Raw genomic sequence first — 22,282 nt, forward strand, 5'->3', positions numbered from 1 at the left:
ACATTGAACGGAATAGGTCTACGGTGGGCCGCGTTGATGTAGTTCAAGATTCAACATAACTTCGAAGGAGCACATCATGGTGAACCCCGACCTGACCCCCCTGACCGGCGACTACACGATCGACACGGCCCACTCCACGATCGGCTTCACCGTCCGCCACGCGATGGTCACCAACGTCAAGGGCAAGTTCCTCGACTTCAGCGGCTCGCTGCATCTGGACGGCAGCGACCCGTCCGCGTCCTCGGCGTCCATCGACGTCAAGATGGACAGCATCGACACCGGCTCCGCGGACCGCGACGGCCACCTCAAGAGCGCGGACTTCTTCAAGACGGACGAGTTCCCGACGATGACGTTCCGCTCCACCGAGGCGCAGGCCCTCGGTGGCGACGACTACCGCATCACCGGCGACCTGACGATCCTCGGCACGACGAAGCCGATCACCATCGACCTCGAGTTCAACGGCGCCGCGAAGGACCCCTTCGGCAACGAGCGCGTCGGCTTCGAGGGCAAGGCGCAACTCCTGCGCTCCGACTGGGGCCTCACCTGGAACGCGGCGCTGGAGACGGGCGGCGTGCTGGTCTCGGACAAGATCAAGCTGAGCTTCGACATCTCGGCGATCAAGAACGGTTAAGCCCTCGGAGGATGGCGGCGACCTGGGCCTCCCGGCCGCTCGGGGTCCGGGCACGCAGGAGGCCGAGCATGAGCTGGTAGCGGTCGGTCCGGCCCAGCTTCTCGAAGGCGGCCGCGGCGCGTGGGTTCTCCCTCAGTGCCGCGGTCAGCTCGTCCGGGACCTCGGCGTGGCGCTGCGACGCGTACGCCGCCTCCCACCGCCCGTCCGCCTTGGCCGCCGCCACTTCGGCGAGGCCCGACGGGCGCATGCGTCCTTCGGCGGTCAGTTCCGCCACCCGCCGCACATTGACCATCGACCAGAGGCTGCCGGGCCGCCGCGGGGTGATCCGCTGAAGGTAGGACGACGCGTCGAGTCCCTTGCGCTGCCCCGTGATCCAGCCGTGGCACAGCGCCACGTCGTTGACCTCGGCGGCGGTGACGGACGGGGTCCCGGAGCCCTTCTTGGCGACCTTGACCCAGAGGCCGGGGTGCGGGGCGGGGTGGGCGGTCAGCCACGCGTCGAGAGCGGCGGCCGACTCGAAGGCCAGGGGCTGGGGTGCTGTGCTGCCGGAGGGGGTCATACGGGCACGTTAGGCGGGGTGCAGGTCGGATCCCGTCCTATTGGGGGCTCGCGTCCCGGAGGAGAGCCTCCGCCTGTTCGCGGGCGTGCGTGAAGGGTTCCGGGAAGACCTTCAGGCCGTGGGCCACGAGGGCGCCCTCGTGCAGGAGCATGAGGGTCCGGCCCAGTCTCCGCGCACCGGCACCGTCCGCGGCGACGTCCCCGGCGAGGCGGGTGAACAGGGCGAGCATCCACTCCTTCTGCCCGACGATGACCGGGAAGGCCGGGTGGGACGGGTCGCTGATCTCGGCGTGGGCGTTGACCATGCTGCATCCCCTGGAGCCGTGCTCCGCCGACCACGCGCGGGAGGCGTCGAACACGGCCAGGACACGTGCCCGCGGCGTCGCCGGCGCCGCGTCCAGGTACCGCTGGAGGAAAGCCCTCCAGCGTTCGTCGCGGCCGGCCAGGTACTCGACCACGATCCGCTCCTTGGAGCCGAAGCGGTCGTAGAGGGTCTTCTTTGTCACTCCCGCCTCCGCGGCGATGAGGTCCACTCCCACGGCGTGAATGCCGCGCTCGTAGAACAGCCGCTCAGCGGCTTCCAGGACGCGCCGTGCGCCACGCGTCATCGCGATGCGGTCCGGTTTCTCTGCGGTGCCCATGACCCAGAAGTATACCGATCTGTATACTCGCAGACGTGAGCCAGGTATACCGATCTGTCTAGTAGGTGGGTGTCGTGAACGCTCTGCTGTCGATCGCCTTCGTCCTGTGTTGGAGCTCGGGGTTCATCGGGGCCAAGCTCGGCGCCGAGGGCGCGTCCGCGGTCACGATCCTGACGTGGCGGTTCCTGCCGCTCGCCCTGATCCTGGCCGTCGTCGCCGCGGCGGTGGGCCGCGCGTCATGGCGGGGCCTGACCGCACGGGACATCGCCCGCCAGGCGGTGATCGGCGCGCTGTCCCAGAGCGGCTATCTGCTGACCGTCTACTACGCGATCCAGTTGGGGGTCTCCAGCGGCACCACGGCTCTGATCGACGGCGTCCAGCCCCTCGTCGCCGGAGCGCTGGCCGGACCGCTGCTGCGGCAGTACGTCTCACGCCGGCAGTGGCTCGGCCTGTGCCTGGGCGTGAGCGGCGTCGTCATCGTCACCGCGGCCGACGCCATGGCGGGGACGGGCGTCGCCGCGTGGGCCTATCTCGTCCCGTTCCTCGGCATGCTCTCGCTCGTGGCGGCCACCTTCCTGGAGAGCCGCTCCCGCGCACCGGTCGCGCCCGGCGTGGCGATGACCGTCCACTGCGCCACCAGCGCCGTGCTGTTCACCGCGCTCGCGGCGAGCACCGGAACGACGGAGCCGCCCGCCGACGCCGGCTTCTGGGTCGCGGTCGCCTGGCTCGTCGTCCTGCCCACCTTCGGCGGATACGGGCTGTACTGGATCATCCTGCGGCGCTCCGGAGTCACCAAGGTCAATACGCTCATGTTCCTCATGGCCCCGGTGACGGCGGTCTGGGGCGCGCTCATGTTCGGTGAGCCGTTCGGCCCGCAGACCGCCCTCGGTCTGCTCGTCGGCCTCGTCGCCGTCGTCGTGGTGCACCGCGAGGGCGGCCCGTCCCGCACACGCACCACGCCGGCGCCCGACGCGGGCTGAGGGACGCGGCCCCGCGGAAAAACCGGTGGATCCCCTCCCCCGGCCCGCGTAGTCTGCGTACGTGTCCAGCCCCGAAGCCTCCAGACTCCGGCCACCGGCCCTCCGGTGGCTGTTCGTGATGTCGGGCTGACCGAGGCTCACTTCGCCTCAAGACCCCACTCCGCTGCCGGGCGGCCGTTCAACGTGCCGTTTTCCACGACGACTTCGGGTTGCGGAGTTCCTTCATGCCGTTCGCACTTCATCTGCTGGGCCTTGCCGTCTTCGCCCAGGGCACATCCGAGTTCATGCTGTCCGGGCTGGTGCCGGACATCGCGCGGGACCTGCGGGTTTCCGTGCCCGCCGCCGGTGCGCTCACCTCCGCCTTCGCCGTGGGGATGGTGGTGGGGGCGCCTGTCATGGCCTCTCTCGCGCGGCGGTGGTCGCGGCGGGGTGCGTTGCTGGGGTTCCTGGGGGTGTTTCTCGCCGTCCACGTCGTGGGCGCGGTGACCGGGAGTTTCGAGGTGCTGGTCGCGACCCGCGTCGTCGGCGCGCTGGCCAACGCCGGGTTCCTGGCCGTCGCCCTCGTCACGGCCGTCCACATGGTCGAGCCGGGCGCCAAGGGGCGGGCCACCTCCACCCTGCTCGGCGGGGTCACGCTGGCCTGTGTGGTGGGGGTGCCCGCGGGGGCGCTGCTCGGACAGCTCTGGGGTTGGCGTGCCGCGTTCTGGGCCGTGGCGCTGGTGTCCGTGCCCGCCGTGGTGGCGGTCGTGCGGTCCGTGCCGGGTGGCGCCGCCGACTCCGCGCCGCCCGCCCTGCGGGGCGAACTGCGGTCGCTGCGCCGCCCTCGGCTCCAGATCACGCTGCTCCTGGGCGCCCTCGTGAACGGGGCGACCTTCTGCACCTTCACCTATCTCGCGCCCCTGGTCACCAAGGTGACGGGGCTGGAGAGCGGGTGGGTGCCCGTCGTGCTGGCGCTGTTCGGTGCGGGGTCGTTCGTGGGGGTCGGCGTCGGGGGACGGTTCGCCGATCGACGGCCCGCCGCGGTGCTGGCCGCAGGCGGAAGCGCCCTGTGCCTCGGGTGGGGCGCGCTCGCGCTCGGCGCCGGGACGCCCGCCGTGACGCTGGGGCTCGTCTTCGTGCAGGGTGCGCTGTCCTTCGGTGTCGGGTCCACGCTCATCTCCCAGGCGCTGTACGCGGCTCCCGACGCGCCCACGCTGGGCGGTGGCTTCGCGACGGCCGCGTTCAACGTGGGCGCGGCGCTGGGGCCCTGGCTCGGCGGTACGGCCATCGGGGCGGGCCTCGGGTACCGGTCGCCGCTGTGGGTCAGCGCCGTGCTGGTCGCGCTGTCACTGGCCGCGGCCGGTGTGACGGGCGGGCTCGCCGTGCGGCGGCAGCGGGGCGCGACCGCCCGTCGCGCTTCGGCATCACGGCCGACCTGACCACCCCAGGCGCGATCCGGCTCCTCCAACTCGGCCCCGGGGCCACTGTCCTGAACGGGTGTGGCCGGAATTGGCCCCTTGTCCGGACGCGCACGGGATTCCCATAATCCAGCAACAGATTTTGACCGGCGCATGTCACCAGGAGAGGACTTCGTTCCTTTCCCTCCCTGTGCGTGGCGTGCCCCTGACGTCTCAGCGCTTTCACGTTCGCATGTCCAACCCCCCACGGAAGGCATCACGTTGAAGAAGCTCCTCACCGCGCTCAAGAGATGCGCGGTCCTCGGCGCAGCCGCTCTCGCGATCGTCAGCCTTCAGCCCGTCTCGGCCGCGCAGGCGGCCGACCAGCGTGTCGTCGGCGGAACCCGTGCCGCGCAGGGCGAGTTCCCGTTCATGGTCCGGCTCTCCATGGGCTGTGGCGGCGCGCTCTACACCCAGCAGATCGTCCTCACCGCCGCGCACTGCGTGAGCGGGACCGGCCCCAACACCAGCATCACCGCCACCGCCGGCGTCGTGGACCTGCAGTCCACCAGCGGCCGGGTCCAGGTCCGCTCCACGTACGTGTACCGGGCCCCCGGTTACAACGGCACCGGCAAGGACTGGGCGCTGATCAAGCTCGCCCAGCCCATCAACCTGCCCACGCTGAAGATCGCCACCACCACGCAGTACAACACCGGCACCTTCACCGTCGCCGGCTGGGGCGCGAACCGCGAGGGCGGGGCCCAGCAGCGCTACATGCTCAAGGCCAACGTGCCGTTCGTCAGCGACGCCCAGTGCCGTTCCTACAGCGGCTACAGCGGCCTCGTCGCGAACGAGGAGATCTGCGCCGGCTTCCCCTCGGGCGGCGTCGACACCTGCCAGGGCGACTCCGGCGGCCCGATGTTCCGCCGCGACGCCAGCAACGCCTGGATCCAGGTCGGCATCGTGAGCTGGGGCATAGGCTGCGCCCGGCCGAACGCCCCGGGCGTCTACACCGAGGTCTCGACCTTCGCCTCGGCGATCGCGTCGGCGGCCCGCACCCTCTGACCGCACGGTGTCTCTGACCTCGCGGTGTCCATGACCTCGCGGTGTCCATGACCGCGCGGTTTCCCAGACCGCCACGAGCACGGGCCCGGTGTCTCAAGACGCCGGGCCCGTGCCGTGCCGTGCCGTGGCCGTACCGGTCGTTCCGTCAGAACCCTCCCCCGTCGAACCCACCGCCACCGAAGTCCCCGCCTCCGAAGCCGCCGCCGTCGAACCCACCGCCGTAGTCCCCGCTGTCGAAGTCCGCGCCGGAGACGTCGCCGCCCTCGTAGCCGCCGGTCTCGTAGCCGTAACCCGCGCCGTAGTCGGCCCCGTAGGCGGGGGTGGCCATCATGCTGCCCAGCATCGTGCCGATGAGGAGGCCGGGGAGGATGCCGCCGCCGAAGTAACCGCCTGCCCAGGGCCCGTAGGCGGGGCCGGCGTCCCAGTACGGGCGGCGGCCGTCCTCCGTGTCGACCTCGCGGACCACGGGATCGCGGCCCTCGGCCAGACGGGTGCGGTCGGCCGCGCAGACCGGGACCTCGCGTGCGGTGCCGGCGGGCGGTGTCCAGGTCGCGTCGGCCACCGCCGGACCGTGGCGCGGGTCGAAGAAGCACGGCGGCCTGCGTTCCGGAAGGGGCCGGCCCTCCCGGCGGGCGGTCAGCCGGGTGAGGGAGAAGCGGCCGTCCGCCAGGGCCTGGGTGACCGCCCTGACGTCCTCCGGTTTACGCGCCCCGTCCATCAGCCGTTTCGCCTGGTCGTAGGCGTCCAGGGCATGCTCGTAGTCCGTGCGCGTGGCGTCGTCGGCGCCGGGCTCGGCCGGGTGGAAGTCGAGGCGGTCCAGTTCCTCGCCGAAGGCGGTGATGTCCTCGTCGACGACGACCCTCAGCTTCGCCAGCGCCGCCCGCTGCTCCTCCTCGTGGCGGCGCCGGTTGCGCCGGACCAGCGCGTACGCGCCCGCGCCGCCCGCCGCCAGCACCGCGCCGGCGGCGATCAGCCCGCCGACGTCCACGCCGCCGCCCGAGCCGTCGCTCCAGGAGGCGGGTGCCGTGCCGCCGACGTTGCGCAGCGCCGAGTCGACGAAGTCGTTCAGCTGGGCCTTGGGGTCGCCGCTGTCCCGCACGGCCCCGACCAGGTTGTCCACCGCCGGCCCGGACAGCACGGAGGCGTCGGCCCGCGCGCCGAAGCGATCGCCGCTGCGGATGGCGTACAGGCCGGTGACGCCGGTCTCGGTACGGAGATCGCGGAAGACCTCGTCCGACTCACCGGCCGGCAGGACAGCCACGAAGACGGGCTTGTCGGCGTCCTCGATCTTGTCGGCGAGCGCTTCGGCGTCCGCCGACGACAGCAGGTCGGAGGCGGCGGGGTCCACGTACACCGGACCCTCGCGCAGCGCCTCGGCGACCCTCGACAGGTCTGTGGCCGCGTGCGCGCCGGACGCGCCGGCCATGAGCACCGCCAACAGCGCGGCGACCGGCACGATCAGCAGACGCAAGAGGCCTCGGAACAACGAAGCCTTCATACCCTCGACGCTACCCGATGGGGTGAGAAAACGGACATCCGTTCCGATGGAGGCCTGCCCCATCGGAACGGATTCTGTACAGATCAAGCAGCGCTGTACGCCGCCCGCAGCTTCGCCACCGCCGCCCCGTACCGGCCCGTCAGCAGCAGATGGTCGGCCTCGGCGAAGGGCCCCGCCATCGCCTCGGTGATCTCGGTGCCGGCCTTCTGCTGCACGATCAGCCGCGCCTTGGTGACGAGCGTGCGCCCCGCCTCCTTCGCCCCCGCCCGCTCGGCTGCCGCGGCCGCGACGCCGAGCGCCCTCAGGGTCGCCGCGCCGCCCTGGGGCACCTCGGTGAGCGTGGTCAGGCCCCAGCCGTACGGGAAACGCGGGTCGTACGACGCGTCCCCGACGTTGATCGGCTGCTGGGCCTCGGACTTCGGCCAGGTGACGGGGAGCTGCCCGGTGAAGGGCCGCTTCCCGTACAGCACGTCCGCCACACCGTCGCCCTCGGTGCCCGGCAGCCAGGAGGCCACCAGCGCGTCGATCCCCGCCAGCCTCTCGTCGTCGATGAGCTGCGGGCGTCCGGAGACGATCAGCACCGCGCACTTCATCGCGCCGCACACCTTGTCGACGGCGGCCCGGTCGGCGGTGCTCAGCTCCAGGTCGTGGCCGTTGCCGACGTCTCCGACGCCTTCGGCGTACGGGGTCTCGCCGACGACGACCACGCCGACGTCATGGCCGTCCGTGGGCGCCGAGGCGTCCTTGGAGTACGTCAGCCGGGCGCTGTTCTTCCGCATCGCCTCCAGGATGGTCGTGCCGGGCGTGATGTCCCCGGACGAGCCCTGCCAGGTGATCGTCCAGCCACCGCTCTGGTTGCCGATGTCGTCGGCGTTGGATCCGGCGACGTAGACCTTCTGCGACGTCCTCAGCGGCAGGAGGCCGGCGGAGTTCTTCAGCAGCACCTGCGACTCGGCCGCCGCCCGCCGGGCCACGGCCCGGTGCTCGGCGGACCCGATCCTCGACGCACCGCTCGTGTCGGCGTACGGCTTCTCGAAGAGTCCGAGCCGGAACTTCTGCGTGAGGATCCGGGACACGGCGTCGTCGATCCGCCGCTCGCCGATCCGTCCGGCCCTCACCTCGTCGACCAGCGTCTTGTGGAAGTCCTTGTACGCGTACGGGACCATGATCATGTCGAGGCCCGCGTTGACCGACGTACGGACGTCCGAGGGGTGGTCGCCGGGGATCTGGTCGATGGCCTGCCAGTCGCTGATCACGAAGCCGTCGAAGCCCATCCGGTCCTTGAGGACGCCGTTGATCATGTCGGCGCGGGCGTGCATCTTCACCGGCCCCCGTCCGTCGCCGACGAGGTCGAGGGAGGAGTACGACGGCATGACGGTGCCGATCCCTCGGTCGACGGCCGTCTGGTACGGGGCGAGGTGGACGGCCTCCAGTCGCTGCCGGGTGACCTTGGTGACGCCCTGGTCGATGGTGTAGGTGCCGGTGGTGGAGGAGCCGTACTCGGTGCCGCCGTCGCCGACGAAGTGCTTGGCGGTGGCGAGGACCTTGTCCCCGCGGTCCAGGTCCCGTCCGTCGGGCCTGCCCTGGAGTCCCTGGATGACCGTCTCCATCGCGTCGACGAGCGCCGGGTCCTCGCCGAAGGACTCGTACGTCCGCCCCCAGCGGTCGTCCCGCGCCACGCACAGACAGGGCGCGAAGTCCCAGGGGATGCCGGTGGCCCGTGTCTCGGCCGCGGTCACCGCGCCGGCCCGGCGGGCGAGCCCGGGATCTCTGGACGCCCCGAGTCCGATGTTGTGCGGCATGATCGTCGCGCCGACCAGGTTGTTGTGGCCGTGCACCGCGTCGACGCCGTAGATCAGCGGGATCTGGAAACGGGTCGCCTGCGCCCGGAGCTGGAAGCCGTCGATCATCCTGGCCCAGGCCTCGGCCGTGTTGGGCGTCGGCGTGGAGCCACCGCCGGAGAGGAGCGAGCCGAGGGCGTACGTGGCGATGTCACCGGATGCCGTGAGGGCGCCGCGTTCGGCCTGGGTCATCTGGCCGGCCTTCTCCTCCAGCGACATGCGGGAGAGGAGGTCGGCGACGCGCCGGCGCACGGGCAACCGGCTGTTCAGATACGGCAGTCCGTGCGCGTCCACGACGATCCGCGGGGTCTCGGCCGGGGGTTTGGCACCGGTGACGGTCAGCTTCAGCGGGATCGTCTCGGCGGACTCGGCAGAGCCGTCCTTGATGGTGGGGACGCGGATCTCGCGGGTGGTGCCGGAGGCGGTGCCCGCCGGGAAGGTGACCGTCCCCGTGGTCGGGGTGTAGTCCTTGCCGGGGTCGGCGGTGCCGCCGGTGGCCTCGTAGGTGACGGTGACGGGTTCAGCGAGGGGCGCCGAGCCGGTGGTGGCCACGGTGAACCGTACGGTCGCCGTGCGGCCCTCGTCCGTCGGGTACACGGCGGAGTCGGTGCGCACGGATGCCTTCAGCGACTGGTCGGCCCTGCCGTACAACTCGACGGCGTCCATGGCGAATCGGTCCTTGACGCCGACGGGGAGGGTGACGGCGTAGCCCCACATCTCGGTGAGGCCGAGGATGTGGTCGATGCCGCCGACGGGCTGGTGGTCGGTGCGGTAGGTGAAGTCGGTGAAGGACAGTTCGATCTGTTTCCAGCCGGTGAAGTCGTCGGTGAAGGAGGTCGTCCACAGCTCGGAGGCCCCGCCGTCGGCGCCGCCGTCCTTGAGTTCGAAGATGATCTTCTTGCCGTTGTCGCGGCCGTCCCACCAGAAGCGGATGCCCTTGTGGGCGGACCAGTCGTGGGCGGGCTCGGCGGAGGCGAAGTCGTGGGTGAAACCGCCGTAACCGCTGATGTCGTATGTGCCGGAGAGGACCTTCTCGCCCTCGGGCGCGTCGTCGCGGGCGGTCAGCGTCAGGGCGGGCGGGTCGTCGTTGTCGCCGCCCCAGGTGAAGATGCCCTCGGCGGGCGGGTTCGCGAAGGGCACCTCGCCCTCGAAGCGGTCGACGGGGACCGGGGCGGGGTCGCCGGCGCCGGACGCGGGCGCGGCGGCGGTGAGCGGGAGCAGGGTGGCGAGCAGGGCGGCGGAGGCGAGCAGGGCGGTTCTGCGCATGGAACGTCCCTCGACTCTCAGAGTCCACTTATGACTTAACTCACGCCTTGAGTCAACTGGCGCCCCTGCTTGGCGTCAAGACTTCACGTCAGACCCGGGGTCCGGGCAACTCCCGGCCGGATCAGACGTGTTGTCCCTTCAGCTAATGAAGGCGCCGGCCGGGAGGCGGTGGTGCGCCCTCGCACAAGTCAGTGCGGCGCCCCCGTCGCGCCGGGCCGCGCACCCACCCCCTCACCGGCCCGCACCGACGCCGGGCAACCGGTACGGCTACTCCGCCGGCGTCACCCCGGCCCGCAGCAGCCCGTACGTGTAGGCGTCCTCCAGCGCCTGCCACGACGCCGCGATGACGTTCTCGGCGACGCCGACCGTCGACCACTCCCCCGCCCCGTCGGACGTGGAGATCAGGACGCGGGTCGTGGACTGGGTGCCGTGGACGCCCTCCAGGATGCGGACCTTGTAGTCGACGAGGTCCAGCTTGGCGAGCTGGGGGTAGATCTTCTCCAGGGCGACCCGGAGCGCGCGGTCCAGGGCGTTGACCGGGCCGTTGCCCTCGGCCGTGGCGACGATGCGCTCGCTCTTGGCCCACAGTTTGACCGTGGCCTCGTTGGCGTGGGTGCCGTCGGGGCGGTCCTCGACGATCGCGCGCCAGGACTCGACGTCGAAGTACTTCAGGGGCTTGCCCTCGACCTCGGCGCGCAGGAGGAGTTCGAAGCTCGCGTCGGCGGCCTCGTACGTGTAGCCCGCCAGCTCCCGCTCCTTCACCCGCTCGACCACCCGGCCGACCAGCTCGCGGTCGCCGCCGAGGTCGATGCCGAGCTCCTTGCCCTTGAGCTCGACGGAGGCGCGGCCCGCCATGTCGGAGACCAACATGCGCATGGTGTTGCCGACCAGTTCGGGGTCGATGTGCTGGTACAGGTCCGGGTCGACCTTGATCGCGGAGGCGTGCAGTCCGGCCTTGTGCGCGAAGGCGGAGACGCCGACGTACGGCTGGTGCGTGGAGGGGGTGAGGTTGACGACCTCGGCGATGGCGTGCGAGATACGGGTCATCTCGCGCAGGTGGCCGCCCGGGAGGACCTTCTTGCCGTACTTCAGCTCCAGGGCCGCCACCACGGGGAACAGGTTGGCGTTGCCGACGCGCTCGCCGTAGCCGTTGGCCGTGCACTGGACGTGGGTCGCGCCCGCGTCGACCGCCGCGAGGGTGTTGGCGACGGCGCAGCCGGTGTCGTCCTGGGCGTGGATGCCGAGCCGGGCACCGGTGTCGGCGAGGACGGTGGAGACGACCGCCTGGACCTGGGCGGGGAGCATGCCGCCGTTGGTGTCGCAGAGGATGACGACATCGGCGCCGGCTTCCGACGCCGTGCGGACGACGGACTTCGCGTACTCGGGGTTGGCGCGGTAGCCGTCGAAGAAGTGCTCGCAGTCGACGAAGACGCGGCGGCCCTGCTCGCACAGGTACGACACCGTGTCGCGGACCATCTCCAGGTTCTCGTCCAGGGTGGTGCGCAGGGCGAGCTCCACATGCCGGTCGTGGGACTTCGCGACCAGCGTGATCACCGGGGCCCCGGAGTCCAGGAGTGCCTTGACCTGCGGATCGTCGGCGGCCTTGGCGCCCGCGCGGCGGGTCGCGCCGAAGGCGACCAGCTGGGCGTGTGTGAAGTCGATCTCCTGCTGGGCGCGGGCGAAGAACTCGGTGTCCCTCGGGTTGGCGCCGGGCCAGCCGCCCTCGATGAAGCCCACGCCGAAGTCGTCCAGGTGCCGTGCGATGGCCAGCTTGTCGGCGACGGTGAGGTTGATGCCCTCGCGCTGGGCGCCGTCGCGCAGGGTGGTGTCGAAGACGTGGAACGAGTCGTCGAGCTCGCTGGTTACCGTCATGGTCGTAAGGCTCCTGTGTTGGATCTCGGTCTACCGGAATGACCGGCTCCACCGCCCCCACCTATGGTCCCTCGCGCTCTCCGCCCGGCTGCGGGTGGGCCGGGAAACAGAAAAACCCCTCGCGGGTGCGAGAGGTCTGCGCGCGGGTCGAGGACGACGGTGTCCACCCGTACCTGGTCGTACGTGGTGGTCACTGCGGACCGGCGCGCCTGCTGCCAATAATCATGGCGAACGAGAGCACGGGGGCAGTCTGGCACAAGTCGTCCCCGTGCTCACCGTCCGTCTCAGGATGCGAGCACTGCGCTGATCACCGCAGTCGGCGCAGGAAGCCGTCGCCCGCGGCGTTGGTGTCGCCGGGGACGAGTGCGGACGAGGACGAGGAGAAGGCGAGCAGCCGGCCGTCGCGGGCGAACGCGGTGGGTGCCGCGTAGCCCTCGCTCTGCGGTCCTCCCGTCACCGTGCGGGTGACCAGTTCGGTCCGGCCGGTGCGCAGGTCCCGCACATGGACGTTCTCGACGACCGTCTCCTCGCCCGACGGGGTCTCGGTCAGGTAGGCGAGCCGGCGGCCGTCGGGGCTGAGGATCCCGGCGCCCAGCCCGCCCCTGCCCTCATGGGTCATCCACCGCGTCTTGCCCGTGCGGCCGTCGTAGAGGTAGAGCTCCCAGGTGTACGTCGGCGCCTCGGGGACCACGTCCTCGTCGAAGGAGGAGTACGCCACGAGGCTGCCGTCCTCGGAGAGCGTCGCGCCCGCCGGGGAGCCGTGGGTGGGGTGGCCCTCCGGTGTGGCGTTCACCAGTTTCCGCTCGCCGGTGCGCAGGTCTGCCAGCCACAGCTCGTGCCGCCCGCCGCGCGGGTGCCGCTGCACGTAGGCCAGGTGGCTGCCGTCCGCGCTCAGGGTGACGGACGCGACGTACCAGTCCGAGGGGACGTGGTCGCTGATCCGCTCGGCGGTGCCGGTGCGGCGGTCGACGACGTACGCGAGGGTCTGGTCGGCCGGGTCCCCCTCCATCCGCCCGGAGGAGGCGGTGAAGGCGACGTACCGGCCGTCGCGGGACATGTCGAAGCTGTCGAAGACCGAGCCGGATCCGCCGTCGGCGGCGATGCTGACGCGTTCCGTGCGCCCGGTGCGACGGTCGTGCACGTACATGTCGTCGGCGTAGGGGTGGGGCGGTTCGGACCAGTCGACGAGGTTCTTCGCCCGGGAGACGAACGCGACGTACCGGCCGTCGCCGCTGATCTCCGCCCGGTGGCTGCCGCCGCCGTCCGCCTGCGTCCCGTCCGACGCGACGTTGACCCGCTCGACGGTCCCCCGGCGCAGGTCCCGGACGAACACGTCGGTCACCCCGTTGGTGTCGCCCGCCACCACGCCGGCGTCGTCCGAGACGAACGCGGCGTAGCGGCCGTCGGAGCTGAGCGCCGGGCCGCCCGCCCCCCGCTGGATCTGCTCCCCGCTCGCGGACAGCGTGATCCGCTCGGTCCGCGGGCCGGGCGCCGGTGCGGCGGAGGTCGCCGAGAGGGCGACCATCGCCCCCGCGAGCACCGCCACGGACACCCCACGCATGCTTCTGAGCACACTTCCCCCTGTGTTCTTGTTCTTGTTCTCGTTCTCGTTCGTGTTCGTGTTCGTGTTCGTGTTCGTCGTGGTCATCGCGCTGTCCGCAGGAAGACGTCCGACACCCCGTTGGTGTCCCCCGCCACCAGATCGGGGGACGCCCACTCGAACGCCACGACGGTGCCGTCGGCGTTGACGGAGGGCTTCCCGGCCGGCAGGTCGTTGCGGCCGCCCCAGCGGTCCACGCTGATCAACTGCCGCACGGCGCTGATCGCGGCGTCGTTCGACGGTCCGTCGGCCTGGGTGCCGTCGGCGGCGGTGCTGATCCGCTCGATCACGGGTGCGTGCGGCGCCGCGGCCGCGGTCGTGCCGGTGAACGCGAGCAGCAGCGCCGCCCCTGAGGAAACGCCGGACACACGTGTGGCTCTGCGCATGGTCCCCCCTGTGGTCCCCGTGGACGCTCTCCCCCAGCCCCGCGCCGGGGGCTCCGTAACGAGGCAAACGCACCACGCGCTACAGGGTCAATCCGCATTATTGCGTACAACCAGGGCGCGGGCTCAGACGTCCGCGAGGAGGCCGTCGTCCAGGAACTCCCTTACGTGGCGCAGAACCTGCGCCCGGTCCGTGCCTCGCAGGCCGATCGCCACATGGATGGAGAACCCGTCGAGCAGCGCCCGCAGCCGGGCGGCGAACCGGTCCGGGTCGACCGGCCGGAACTCGCCCCGCGACACCCCCTCCGCCAGCAGCGCCACCAGGTCCCGGTGCCAGGCGCCCTCGATGGCGGCCTGGCGGTCGCGGGCCTCGTCGTCGGCGTTCTGCGAGCGGTTCCAGACCTCCAGCCAGAGGGTCCAGTGCGGGTCGCGGTGGCCGGCGGGGACGTACAGGTCGACGTACGCCTCGATCCGTGCGCGGACCGTGGCGGACGCCCGTGTCAGCAGCCGGCCCCGCTCGGCGCCGAGCCGGCCCTCGCTCCACTCCAGGGTCTGGAGCAGCAGTTCGTCCTTGGAGTGGAAGTAGTAGAGGAGGTGCCCGCTGCTCATGCCGACCTCGCGGCCGAGCGCCGCCATGGTGAGTTTCTCCAGACCGCGCTCGGCGATCATCTCCATGGCGGCGGCGAGCACGTCCTCGCGGGGCGGGGCGGGGGTGCGGCGGCGCGGGGACCGCGGCGGTGGCGTCATACGGCGGCCACCCGGACGGCGCCCGGACGCGGCACCCCGTCGTCCCCGGGTCGCGGCGGCGCCTCGCGGAGGCGGCCGGCGAGCGGCTCGGTGAGAGGGCGGTCACAGGCCGTGCGGGGCAGCAGTACGTTCACCCGTACGTTCTACCGGACCACGGCCCTCGGCTGCTGCTGGGTGATGCAGTGGATGCCGCCCCCGCCGGCGAAGATCGTCCGGGCGTCCACCAGCGTCACCGTCCGCTCGGGGAACAGCCGCCGGAAGATGCCGGCCGCGATCTCGTCACGCGGGTCGTCGAAGCCGCACAGGACCACGCCGCCGTTGCAGAGGTAGTGGTTGATGTAGGAGTAGTCGGCCCAGTGGCCCTCGGCCTCCAGGACGGTCGGGGCGGGGACCTCGACGACCTCCAGGCGGCGGCCGCGCGCGTCCGTCTGCGCCTTCAGCAGGCCGACGACCTCCTTGGTCACGTCGTGGTCGGGGTGCGCCGGGTCCGGCTGCACATGGGCCACGACCACTCCGGGGCGGGCGAAGGCGGCGACGATGTCGACGTGGCCGAGGGTGCCGAAGCCATGGGGCGGGTAGTCGCCGGTGAGGCCCCGCGGCAGCCAGATCGCCTTGCGGGTGCCCAGGTGGGCGTGGATCTCGGCCTCCACCTGCTCACGCGTCCAGTCCGGGTTGCGCTCGGGGCCGAGCTGGACCGTCTCCGTGAGCAGGACGGTGCCCTCGCCGTCGACATGGAGGGCACCGCCTTCGTTGACGAGCTTCGAGGCGTACGTCCGCGTCGCGCCGGCGAGGTCCGCGACATACGCGGCGATCTTCGCGTCGTGCTCCCAGCGGGCCCACTCCTGGGCGCCCCAGCCGTTGAACGTCCAGTCGACGGCGGCGAGTTCGCCCTTGCCGTTGGTGAGGAAGGTGGGTCCGACGTCCCGCATCCAGGCGTCGTCGAGTTCCCGCTCGACGGTGTCGACACCGGGGCCGAGCAGCGTCCGGGCCTCGGCCGACTGCCCGGGGCCGCACACCATCGTCACGGGCTCGAAGCGGCGGATCGCCCGCGCGACGGACGCCCAGGCGATACGGGCGGCCGCCAGGTCCTCCGGGTCGTCGAAGGTGGCGTTGGGTCCCGGCCACGCCATCCAGGTGCGCTCGTGCGGAGCCCACTCGGCGGGCATGCGGAAGCCTTCGGGGGCAGCAGACATGAAGTGTCCTTAGAAAGCTGTGACGTTCAGAGGAAGTACAGACGGTTGAGGGAGACGGACTCGGCCGGCTCCGAGCGCAGCGGCTCGCCGTCGAGGGTGACCAGACCGGTGCGCTGGTCGACGTCGACGGATCCGGTACGGGAGTTCAGGCGCAGGTCGGCGGGTCCGATGCCGCGGGTGCCCCGGACGGCGACCCTCCTTCTGCGCGTGGGCATCGCGTCGTTGCCCTGGTCGACGGCCGCCCGGGCGACGAAGGCGACCGAGATGTCGGCGGGTGTGGCCCCGTGCGCCCCGAACTGCGGCCCCAGCACGAGCGGTTCGCAGGTGTCGGTGGCCGCGTTGGGGTCGCCGACCACCCCGTACGCCGGGAAGCCCGCCTTGAGGACCAGCTGCGGCTTGGCGCCGAAGTACTCCGGCCGCCACAGCACGATGTCGGCGAGCTTGCCGACCTCCAGTGACCCCACCTCGTGCGCGAGTCCGTGGGCGATCGCCGGGTTGATGGTCAGCTTGGCCATGTAGCGCAGGACGCGCTCGTTGTCGTGGCCGTCGTCCGGGGCGCCGAACTCGGCCTTCATCTTCCCGGCCATGGCGAACGTACGGCGGACCGTCTCCCCCGCGCGGCCCATGCCCTGCGCGTCCGACGAGGTGATGCCGATCGCGCCCAGGTCGTGCAGCACGTCCTCGGCGCCCATGGTCCCGGCGCGGATGCGGTCGCGGGCCATGGCGGCGTCGCCGGGCAGGTCGGTCTTGAGGTCGTGGACGGAGACGATCATGCCGTAGTGCTCGGCGACCGCGTCCCGGCCGAAGGGCAGGGTGGGGTTGGTGGAGGAGCCGATGACGTTCGGCACGCCGGCCATCTTCAGCACGTTCGGCACGTGTCCGCCGCCGCAGCCCTCGATGTGGAAGGCGTGGATGGTGCGGCCCTCCAGGACGCGCAGGGTGTCCTCGACGGACAGGCACTCGTTCAACCCGTCGCTGTGCAGGGCCACTTGGACGTCGTGTTCCTCGGCGACGCGCAGGGCGGTGTCCAGGGCGCGGGTGTGGGCGCCCATGTCCTCGTGCACCTTGAAGCCGGACGCGCCGCCCTCGGCGAGGGCCTCGACCAGGGGCGCCGACGAGGACGACGAACCGCGCCCCAGGAAGCCGATGTTGACCGGCCAGGCGTCGAAGGCGTTGAACGCGTGCCGCAGCGCCCAGGGCGAGTTGACCCCGACGCCCCACACCGGCCCGAACTCCTGCCCGATGATCGTGGTCACCCCGGAGGCGAGCGAGGCCTCCATGACGCGCGGCGACAGCAGGTGGACGTGGGTGTCGACGGCCCCGGCGGTGGCGATGAGCCCCTCACCGGACACGATCGAGGTCCCGGTGCCGACGACGACGTCGACCCCGTCGAGGGTGTCGGGGTTCCCGGCCCGCCCGATCGAGCAGATCCGGCCCTCCCTGATCCCGATGGAGACCTTCCGGATCCCCAGCACCACGTCGATCACGACGACGTTGCTGATGACGACGTCACAGGTCTCCCGGACGGCGGCCGCCTTGAGGTGCAGCCCGTCGCGGGCGGTCTTGCCGAACCCGGCGAGGAACTCGTCGCCGTACTTCTGCGCGTCGGACTCGACGCGGATCGTCAGCCCGGAGTCGCCGAGCCGGACGCGGTCGCCGGCGCGCGGGCCGTGGGTGGCGGCGTACTCGTGCGGGGTGAGGCGCCGCGCCTCGGCGGGGTGGCCTCCTGGGCGGCTCATCGCTCGACCTCCTGGTCAGGTGTTTCCGGTACGCCGAGGTAGCCGCAGGCGGCGGCGCGGCGCAGTGCCTCCTCGCGGGCGCCGGGCGCGTCCAGCGCCCCGTCGACCAGCCCGGCGAACCCGATGGCGATCCGCTCGCCCCCGATGGGCACCAGCCCGACCTCGGCGCTCTGCCCCGGCCCGAACCGCACGGACGACCCGGCGGGGACGGCGAGCCGCATCCCGTAGGCCCGCTCCCGGACGAAGTCGAGCCGCGGGTTGGCCTCGAAGAAGTGGAAGTGGGAGGTGACCGAGACCGGCACGGTGGCGGTGTTGGTGACCGTCAGCCGTACGACCGCTTCGGGCTCGGCGTGCGCGGGGCCCGGCAGCAGCGCGCCGGGGGCCCGGTCGCCGAGGCCCCCGCCGATCGGGTCGCTGACGACCGCGAGCCGGGAACCGTCGTCGAAGACCGCCTCGACATGCACCTCGGTGACGACGTCGGCGACGCCCGGCAGCACGTCGTCCGGGCCGAGCACCGACCGGGCGCGTGCGATGGCCTCCGCCAGCCGGGCGCCGTCGCGGGCGGCCTCGCACACGGTGTCCGCGATCAGCGCGGTCGCCTCCGGCACGTTGAGCCGCAGACCGCGGGCTCGGCGGGCGCGGGCCAGCTCGGCGGCTCCGAAGAGAAGCAGCCGGTCACGTTCCGTGGGGGTCAGTCTCATGCCGTGGGCACCTCCTTGCTTCGGTCAGATTAGAGCATCACTCTAAACATGAATTCCCGGCAACCGAAGTGTTGACTCAGCACAGCCGATCGCCCACATTGAACGTCGCTCTAATTCTGGCGGCCGATCGAAGGAGACCTGCCATGCCGATGGAACAGCGCGGAGTCGACACCATCCCCGACGAGGAACGCACGAGCGGCCCCCGGGACCTCGTCTCGATCCTGCTGGGCTCGAACCTCTGTCTAGGAGTGATCGTCTTCGGCTGGCTGCCGCCGTCGTTCGGCCTGGACTGGTGGGCGTCGGTCAGCTCGATCGTGGTGGGCACCCTGGCCGGCACGGCCCTCACCGCCCCGCTGGCCCTGATCTCGCTGCGCACGGCGACGAACCTGTCCACGTCCTCCGGCGCCCAGTTCGGGGTCCGGGGCCGACTGGTCGGCTCGGTCGTCGGCCTGCTGCTGGCGCTCGGCTACTCCGCGCTGACGGTGTGGATCGGCGGCGACGTGATGGTGAGCGTCCTGGGCCGCCTGCTCGGCATCCCGGCGAACGACGTGTCGTACGGCGTCGTCTACGCGCTCCTCGCCGCCGCGACCGTCGCCGGGGCGGTGTACGGCTACCGCGTGCTGCTCGCCATGTCCCGGGTCCTCGCGATCGGCATGACGGCGCTGCTCGTCCTGGGCGTGCTCGCCTACGCGCCCCAGTTCACCACCGCCGCGCTGCCCGAGGCGGGCGGCTACCTGCTGGGCGGGTTCTGGCCGACCTGGCTGCTGGCGATGGTGGCGGCCGGGCTGTCCGGCCCGATCGCCTTCATCACCCTGCTCGGCGACTACACCCGCTACATCTCCCCGGCCCGCCACTCCTCCCGCCGGGTCCTGCACGCGACCTGGCTCGGCCTGCTCCTCGGCCTGCTGGTCCCGCAGCTGTTCGGCACCTTCACGGCGTACGCGGCGCGGGCGGCCCTCGACTACGCGGGGCCCCTGGTCGACGCCTCCCCCACCTGGTACCTGATCCCGCTGCTCCTGGCCGCCTCGGCCGGCTCGGTCGGCAACGCGGGCCTGATGCTCTACTCCATGGGCCTCGACCTGGACGCCATCCTGCCGCGCGCCTCCCGCGCGACGGCGACGTACGCGGTCGCGGTCATCGCCACGGTGTGCGTCTTCGTCGGCCACTACGCCTCCAGCGCCCAGGACGCGATGACGTCGTTCGTCCTGCTGCTGACGGCCATCGGCACCCCGTGGGCGGTCATCACCCTCATCGGCTTCGCACGCTGTCGCGGGGTGTACGACGCGGAGGCGCTCCAGGTGTTCAACCGGCGTGCGCGGGGCGGGATCTACTGGTTCCGCGGCGGTTGGAACGTCCGGGCGACGGTGTCGTGGGCGCTGGGCGCGGTGGTCGGCGTGCTGTCGGTCGCGCTGCCGTGGTACGAGGGGCCGCTGCTGGGGCTGACGGGCGGGGTGGACTGCAGCTTCCTGCTGTCGGGGCTGGTGGGCGGCGTGGCATACGCGCTGTCGGCCCCGGGTTCCGCGCAGGAGGAAGCCGGGGCCGACCACTCGGTGCCGGTCGGCGAAGGCAGCCCGTCCGGCGTTTGAGGATGAAGCCCTTTCGGGGCTGAAGCGGGGGCCCGGGGGCGGCGGCCCCCGGCGACCCCGGCCTCGACACCGAGCGACCGATCAGCCCAGCTTGTGCATCCAGCCGTGCTGGTCCACGGCAGTGCCCCGCTGGATGTCCAGGAGAGCCTGGCGGAGCTTCAGCGTCACTTCGCCGGGCTCTCCGCCGCTCTGCTGCCACTCGGCACCCGTGCGCTTCACGGTGCCGACCGGAGTGATGACCGCCGCCGTACCGCAGGCGAAGACCTCGGTGAGGGTGCCGTTCTCCGAGTCGCGCTGCCACTGGTCGACGGAGACGCGGCCCTCCTCGGCCTCGTAGCCGAGGTCGCGGGCGACGGTCAGCAGGGAGTCACGGGTGACGCCCTCCAGGATGGAGCCGGTGAGGGACGGAGTGATGATCTTGTCGCCGTACACGAAGTACAGGTTCATGCCGCCGAGTTCCTCGACCCACTTGCGCTCCACCGCGTCCAAGTAGCAGACCTGGGCGCAGCCCTCGGCGGCCGCCTCGGCCTGGGCCAGCAGGGAGGCGGCGTAGTTGCCGCCCGTCTTCGCGTCACCCATGCCGCCGGGGACCGCGCGGACGTGGTCCTCGGAGACCCAGATCGACACCGGCTTGACGCCGCCCGGGAAGTACGCGCCGGCCGGGGAGGCGATGACCATGAACAGGTACTCACTGGCGGGCTTCACGCCCAGGCCGACCTCCGAGGCGAACATGAACGGCCGCAGGTAGAGGGACTCCTCGCCGCCGTGCGCCGGCACCCAGGCCGCGTCCTGCCTGACCAGCGCGTCGCACGCCTCGATGAACGTCTCGACCGGCAGCTCCGGCATGCCGAGCCGGCGCGCGGAGCCCTGGAAGCGCTTGGCGTTCTTCTCGGGGCGGAAGGTGGCGACGGTCCCGTCGGGCTGCCGGTATGCCTTGAGCCCCTCGAAGATCTCCTGCGCGTAGTGCAGGACCATGGAGGCCGGGTCGAGGGAGATCGGCGCGTACGGCACGAGCTGGCCGTCGTGCCAGCCGCGGCCCTCGGTCCACTTGATCGTCACCATGTGGTCGGTGAAGTGGCGGCCGAACCCCGGGTCGGCCAGGATGGCCTCGCGGTCTGCGGCGGCGAGCGGGCTGGCGGAAGGCTTGAGCTCGATCGTGGGCGTCGTCATGAGTGGATGTCCTTCACCGGTTTCGTTGTGGCGGGCCGCGCTCACGCCAGTACTGTCCGTGTCCAGTGCTAGGACGTCCGAGCATTCCCTCATTCGGCGGCTCCGCGTTCGATTATCGCAAGCGGCAGCCGCGGAAGAAATCGGCCTGTTCGGCGTGAATCGCGACCCAGGGGTCGATGGTGTCACCCGGCGGCGGACATGGGGAAGCCGCCGGGTGGGAAGCGACCCGGCGGCTTCTGAGGTTCGAGTGGCGCGCGGCGGGTCAGCCGGCTACGCGTACGGCCAGCGCGTCGCCGATCTCCGACGTGCTGCGGGCGGGCTTGCCGGTGCGCTCCGCGAGGTCGGCGGAGACGGCGTCCTCGATGCGGCCGGCCTCGGCCTCGTAGCCGAGGTGGCGCAGCAGCAGGGCGACGGACAGGACGGTGGCGCTCGGGTCCGCCTTGCCCTGGCCGGCGATGTCGGGGGCCGAGCCGTGGACCGGCTCGAACATGGACGGGAACTCGCCGCTCGGGTTGATGTTGCCGCTCGCGGCGACGCCGATGCCGCCGGAGACGGCCGCGGCGAGGTCGGTGATGATGTCGCCGAAGAGGTTGTCGGTGACGATCACGTCGAACCGCTCGGGCTGCGTGACCAGGTAGATGGTCGCCGCGTCGACGTGCATGTACTCGGTGGTGACGTCGGGGAACTCCTCGGCCACCTGGTTGAAGATGTTCGTCCACAGGTGGCCCGCGAAGGCCAGCACGTTGTTCTTGTGGATCAGCGCGAGCTTCTTGCGGGGACGGGCCTGCGCGCGGGCGAAGGCGTCGCGGACGACACGCTCGACACCGAAGGCCGTGTTGACGGAGACCTCGGTGGCGACCTCGTGCGGGGTGCCCTTGCGGATGGTGCCGCCATTGCCCGTGTACGGGCCCTCGGTGCCCTCGCGGACGACGATGAAGTCGATCTCCGGCTGACCGGCGAGCGGGGTGGCGACACCCGGGAGGAGCTTCGACGGACGCAGGTTGACGTGGTGGTCGAAGAGGAAGCGGAGCTTGAGCAGGAAACCGCGCTCCAGGACGCCGGACGGGACCGAGGGGTCGCCGATCGCGCCGAGCAGGATGGCGTCGTGCTTCTTGAGCGCCTCGACATCGGCGTCGGTGAGGGTCTCACCGGTGGCGTGGTAGCGCTTGGCGCCGAAGTCGTACTCCTTGGTCTCCAGCTTCACATCCTGCGGAAGGACGGCGGAGAGGACCTTCAGACCTTCGGCCACGACCTCCTGGCCGATGCCGTCACCCGGGATCACTGCGAGATTGATGCTGCGAGACATGTCGGCACCCTACTCCTCGTCCCATGGGATGACATGCCGCGTCCGCGATACGGACAGCCGGACGGGGGACGGCGCTTGCGCGTCGACCGCCGTTCACCCGTATGTCCGGCGGGTGTTGGCCTCCGCTGG

19 protein-coding genes are annotated in these 22,282 nt (G+C 71.5%); 5 read left to right on the forward strand and 14 right to left on the reverse strand.

All coding sequences use genetic code 11. The features are described from left to right. The first annotated feature begins 76 nt into the window (after nucleotides 1-76). Nucleotides 77-631: a YceI family protein gene (locus ABZ078_RS03250; RefSeq protein ID WP_356571074.1), complete on the forward strand. Its 555-nt coding sequence runs from the start codon at nucleotides 77-79 to the stop codon at nucleotides 629-631. Here the strand turns inward: ABZ078_RS03250 and ABZ078_RS03255 are convergent. Both ABZ078_RS03255 and ABZ078_RS03260 read right to left on the reverse strand, forming a co-directional pair. Next, nucleotides 618-1,190, reverse strand: coding sequence for a YdeI/OmpD-associated family protein (locus ABZ078_RS03255; protein WP_356571076.1), 573 nt, complete (start codon nucleotides 1,188-1,190; stop codon nucleotides 618-620). The two genes, ABZ078_RS03250 and ABZ078_RS03255, sit on opposite strands and share 14 nt — an antisense overlap. 37 nt (nucleotides 1,191-1,227) lie before the next feature. Further along, nucleotides 1,228-1,830 (reverse strand): helix-turn-helix domain-containing protein, encoded by a 603-nt coding sequence (locus tag ABZ078_RS03260; protein WP_356571078.1) that lies wholly within the window; start codon nucleotides 1,828-1,830, stop codon nucleotides 1,228-1,230. 74 nt (nucleotides 1,831-1,904) lie between these two features. Between ABZ078_RS03260 and ABZ078_RS03265 the strand changes: the two genes are divergently transcribed. The 3 genes from ABZ078_RS03265 (at nucleotide 1,905) to ABZ078_RS03275 (ending at nucleotide 5,251) form a co-directional block, all read left to right on the forward strand. Further along, nucleotides 1,905-2,810 (forward strand): DMT family transporter, encoded by a 906-nt coding sequence (locus ABZ078_RS03265; protein ID WP_356571080.1) that lies wholly within the window; start codon nucleotides 1,905-1,907, stop codon nucleotides 2,808-2,810. A 224-nt stretch (nucleotides 2,811-3,034) separates the two neighbouring features. Then, nucleotides 3,035-4,228 carry a Cmx/CmrA family chloramphenicol efflux MFS transporter gene (locus ABZ078_RS03270; RefSeq protein ID WP_356571082.1) on the forward strand — a complete coding sequence of 398 codons (1,194 nt, stop codon included), beginning with the start codon at nucleotides 3,035-3,037 and terminating at the stop codon, nucleotides 4,226-4,228. A gap of 240 nt (nucleotides 4,229-4,468) precedes the next feature. Next, nucleotides 4,469-5,251 (forward strand): serine protease, encoded by a 783-nt coding sequence (locus ABZ078_RS03275; RefSeq protein WP_356571084.1) that lies wholly within the window; start codon nucleotides 4,469-4,471, stop codon nucleotides 5,249-5,251. Between the two features lie 145 nt (nucleotides 5,252-5,396). Here the strand turns inward: ABZ078_RS03275 and ABZ078_RS03280 are convergent, their stop codons facing one another. From ABZ078_RS03280 to ureA, 10 genes are all read right to left on the reverse strand, one after another. Further along, complete coding sequence (locus ABZ078_RS03280; protein WP_356571086.1) at nucleotides 5,397-6,749, reverse strand: hypothetical protein; 1,353 nt, start codon at nucleotides 6,747-6,749, stop codon at nucleotides 5,397-5,399. An 83-nt stretch (nucleotides 6,750-6,832) separates the two neighbouring features. Next, nucleotides 6,833-9,856 (reverse strand): glycoside hydrolase family 3 N-terminal domain-containing protein, encoded by a 3,024-nt coding sequence (locus ABZ078_RS03285; RefSeq protein WP_356571088.1) that lies wholly within the window; start codon nucleotides 9,854-9,856, stop codon nucleotides 6,833-6,835. Between the two features lie 267 nt (nucleotides 9,857-10,123). Continuing rightward, nucleotides 10,124-11,728 (reverse strand): citramalate synthase, encoded by a 1,605-nt coding sequence (gene cimA, locus ABZ078_RS03290; protein ID WP_356571090.1) that lies wholly within the window; start codon nucleotides 11,726-11,728, stop codon nucleotides 10,124-10,126. Between the two features lie 307 nt (nucleotides 11,729-12,035). Then, nucleotides 12,036-13,376, reverse strand: coding sequence for a hypothetical protein (locus tag ABZ078_RS03295; RefSeq protein WP_356571092.1), 1,341 nt, complete (start codon nucleotides 13,374-13,376; stop codon nucleotides 12,036-12,038). Then, the gene (locus tag ABZ078_RS03300; protein ID WP_356571094.1) at nucleotides 13,373-13,714 is read right to left on the reverse strand and encodes a hypothetical protein; all 342 of its coding nucleotides are present in this window, start codon (nucleotides 13,712-13,714) and stop codon (nucleotides 13,373-13,375) included. The genes ABZ078_RS03295 and ABZ078_RS03300 overlap by 4 nt, the downstream gene beginning before the upstream one ends. 123 nt (nucleotides 13,715-13,837) lie before the next feature. Beyond that, the gene (locus ABZ078_RS03305; RefSeq protein ID WP_356571096.1) at nucleotides 13,838-14,458 is read right to left on the reverse strand and encodes a TetR/AcrR family transcriptional regulator; all 621 of its coding nucleotides are present in this window, start codon (nucleotides 14,456-14,458) and stop codon (nucleotides 13,838-13,840) included. After that, nucleotides 14,455-14,592 carry a hypothetical protein gene (locus tag ABZ078_RS03310; RefSeq protein ID WP_356571098.1) on the reverse strand — a complete coding sequence of 46 codons (138 nt, stop codon included), beginning with the start codon at nucleotides 14,590-14,592 and terminating at the stop codon, nucleotides 14,455-14,457. The genes ABZ078_RS03305 and ABZ078_RS03310 overlap by 4 nt, the downstream gene beginning before the upstream one ends. Nucleotides 14,593-14,601: 9 nt before the next feature. Continuing rightward, nucleotides 14,602-15,651 (reverse strand): agmatine deiminase family protein, encoded by a 1,050-nt coding sequence (locus ABZ078_RS03315; protein ID WP_356571100.1) that lies wholly within the window; start codon nucleotides 15,649-15,651, stop codon nucleotides 14,602-14,604. A 26-nt stretch (nucleotides 15,652-15,677) separates the two neighbouring features. Beyond that, entirely contained in the window at nucleotides 15,678-17,390 is a 1,713-nt protein-coding gene (locus ABZ078_RS03320; protein ID WP_356571102.1) for an urease subunit alpha, read from the reverse strand. Further along, entirely contained in the window at nucleotides 17,387-18,091 is a 705-nt protein-coding gene (gene ureA / locus ABZ078_RS03325; protein WP_356571104.1) for an urease subunit gamma, read from the reverse strand. Before ureA ends, ABZ078_RS03320 begins: the two co-directional genes overlap by 4 nt. A gap of 143 nt (nucleotides 18,092-18,234) precedes the next feature. Between ureA and ABZ078_RS03330 the strand changes: the two genes are divergently transcribed. Next, nucleotides 18,235-19,677, forward strand: a complete 1,443-nt coding sequence (locus ABZ078_RS03330) for a cytosine permease (protein ID WP_356571106.1) — start codon at nucleotides 18,235-18,237, stop codon at nucleotides 19,675-19,677. An 81-nt stretch (nucleotides 19,678-19,758) separates the two neighbouring features. Here the strand turns inward: ABZ078_RS03330 and ABZ078_RS03335 are convergent, their stop codons facing one another. Together ABZ078_RS03335 and ABZ078_RS03340 are read right to left on the reverse strand one after the other, a co-directional pair. Further along, nucleotides 19,759-20,847, reverse strand: a complete 1,089-nt coding sequence (locus ABZ078_RS03335; RefSeq protein WP_356571108.1) for a branched-chain amino acid aminotransferase — start codon at nucleotides 20,845-20,847, stop codon at nucleotides 19,759-19,761. Nucleotides 20,848-21,109: 262 nt separating this feature from the next. Then, nucleotides 21,110-22,153 carry a 3-isopropylmalate dehydrogenase gene (locus ABZ078_RS03340; protein ID WP_356571110.1) on the reverse strand — a complete coding sequence of 348 codons (1,044 nt, stop codon included), beginning with the start codon at nucleotides 22,151-22,153 and terminating at the stop codon, nucleotides 21,110-21,112. Nucleotides 22,154-22,282: the final 129 nt, after the last annotated feature.

Source organism: Streptomyces sp. NPDC006385 (assembly GCF_040612485.1).
Classification (GTDB): domain Bacteria; phylum Actinomycetota; class Actinomycetes; order Streptomycetales; family Streptomycetaceae; genus Streptomyces.

What these genes read in the sequence shown, in the direction of transcription:
- ABZ078_RS03295 (WP_356571092.1), bottom strand. Translation starts at nt 13,376, where the DNA reads ATGACCACGACGAACACGAACACGAACACGAACACGAACGAGAACGAG.
- ABZ078_RS03255 (WP_356571076.1), bottom strand. Translation starts at nt 1,190, where the DNA reads ATGACCCCCTCCGGCAGCACAGCACCCCAGCCCCTGGCCTTCGAGTCG.
- ABZ078_RS03280 (WP_356571086.1), bottom strand. Translation starts at nt 6,749, where the DNA reads ATGAAGGCTTCGTTGTTCCGAGGCCTCTTGCGTCTGCTGATCGTGCCG.
- ABZ078_RS03315 (WP_356571100.1), bottom strand. Translation starts at nt 15,651, where the DNA reads ATGTCTGCTGCCCCCGAAGGCTTCCGCATGCCCGCCGAGTGGGCTCCG.
- ABZ078_RS03320 (WP_356571102.1), bottom strand. Translation starts at nt 17,390, where the DNA reads ATGAGCCGCCCAGGAGGCCACCCCGCCGAGGCGCGGCGCCTCACCCCG.
- ABZ078_RS03335 (WP_356571108.1), bottom strand. Translation starts at nt 20,847, where the DNA reads ATGACGACGCCCACGATCGAGCTCAAGCCTTCCGCCAGCCCGCTCGCC.
- ABZ078_RS03300 (WP_356571094.1), bottom strand. Translation starts at nt 13,714, where the DNA reads ATGCGCAGAGCCACACGTGTGTCCGGCGTTTCCTCAGGGGCGGCGCTG.
- ABZ078_RS03285 (WP_356571088.1), bottom strand. Translation starts at nt 9,856, where the DNA reads ATGCGCAGAACCGCCCTGCTCGCCTCCGCCGCCCTGCTCGCCACCCTG.
- ABZ078_RS03270 (WP_356571082.1), top strand. Translation starts at nt 3,035, where the DNA reads ATGCCGTTCGCACTTCATCTGCTGGGCCTTGCCGTCTTCGCCCAGGGC.
- ABZ078_RS03305 (WP_356571096.1), bottom strand. Translation starts at nt 14,458, where the DNA reads ATGACGCCACCGCCGCGGTCCCCGCGCCGCCGCACCCCCGCCCCGCCC.
- ABZ078_RS03330 (WP_356571106.1), top strand. Translation starts at nt 18,235, where the DNA reads ATGCCGATGGAACAGCGCGGAGTCGACACCATCCCCGACGAGGAACGC.
- ABZ078_RS03260 (WP_356571078.1), bottom strand. Translation starts at nt 1,830, where the DNA reads ATGGGCACCGCAGAGAAACCGGACCGCATCGCGATGACGCGTGGCGCA.
- cimA (WP_356571090.1), bottom strand. Translation starts at nt 11,728, where the DNA reads ATGACGGTAACCAGCGAGCTCGACGACTCGTTCCACGTCTTCGACACC.
- ureA (WP_356571104.1), bottom strand. Translation starts at nt 18,091, where the DNA reads ATGAGACTGACCCCCACGGAACGTGACCGGCTGCTTCTCTTCGGAGCC.
- ABZ078_RS03340 (WP_356571110.1), bottom strand. Translation starts at nt 22,153, where the DNA reads ATGTCTCGCAGCATCAATCTCGCAGTGATCCCGGGTGACGGCATCGGC.
- ABZ078_RS03250 (WP_356571074.1), top strand. Translation starts at nt 77, where the DNA reads ATGGTGAACCCCGACCTGACCCCCCTGACCGGCGACTACACGATCGAC.